This is a genomic window from Paenibacillus forsythiae T98 (assembly GCF_000520735.1).
Taxonomy (GTDB): Bacteria; Bacillota; Bacilli; order Paenibacillales; family Paenibacillaceae; genus Paenibacillus_AQ; species Paenibacillus_AQ forsythiae.
Genome location: NZ_ASSC01000890.1, coordinates 1 through 718, shown reverse-complemented (window position 1 = coordinate 718; position 718 = coordinate 1). Strand labels below are relative to the sequence as shown.

The window sequence follows — 718 nt, the reverse complement described above, 5'->3', positions numbered from 1 at the left end:
CGGACGCTGGCAGCGGCTTGGCTCCCGCTTCGCCATTACGATTGCGGCGGCCATCATCGTATCGCTGGTTGGAACGTCACTCGTCGAACTGCTCGGCGGGCAGGTCGAACAGGGATTCTTGGCCGTGTGGGGCTTCGAGGCATTGTTCGTGCTGACGTTCATGGTTCTCGCGCAGACGCTGATCATGCTGCTTGGCACGCCCGGCATGCTGCTGAACATTGCGCTGCTGTCCGTGCAGCTCGTATCCTCCGGCGCGATGATGCCGCGCGAGATGCTGTCCGGCTTTTACTTCAATCTCGGCAGCATACTTCCGGCCACTTACGCGGTGGAAGGGCTGATGAACCTGCTGTTCGGCGGCCCCGGAATCGGCGGCGTGGCAACGCCGCTGCTCATCACGGCAGCAGTGCTGGCGCTTGTGATGACCGGAGTCACCGCCCTGCGCAGACAACCGGCGGCTGATACAGCCGTTGCCAACGCAGCCCGCCCCAACGCGGTTTCTGAATCGTAAGCGGTCAGGAATCCAGCTCCGGCTTCACTTCACTGGAAAACTTCCGCAAATCCCGCTTATAATAAGAGCATATCCAAGGGATGGTTTCGTTCCGTAAAGGGGTAATGGAGAAGTATGGGTTCAGAAGAGAATGACGTTAAGCTGCGCATTTTGCAGGCGGCGAAGAAGCTGTTCGCACGGCAAGGCTTCAATGCTACAACGGTCCGGCAA

The 718-nt window shown here is 59.3% G+C and carries 2 protein-coding genes; both read left to right on the top strand.

Going from position 1 to position 718, the window contains the following annotated elements; translation table 11 throughout:
• The coding region (locus tag L692_RS0127035; protein ID WP_025703089.1) for an ABC-2 transporter permease at positions 1 to 508 on the top strand (508 nt) is incomplete at its 5' end.
• Between the two features lie 114 nt (positions 509 to 622).
• The coding region (locus L692_RS33935) for a TetR family transcriptional regulator (RefSeq protein WP_156940602.1) at positions 623 to 718 on the top strand (96 nt) is incomplete at its 3' end.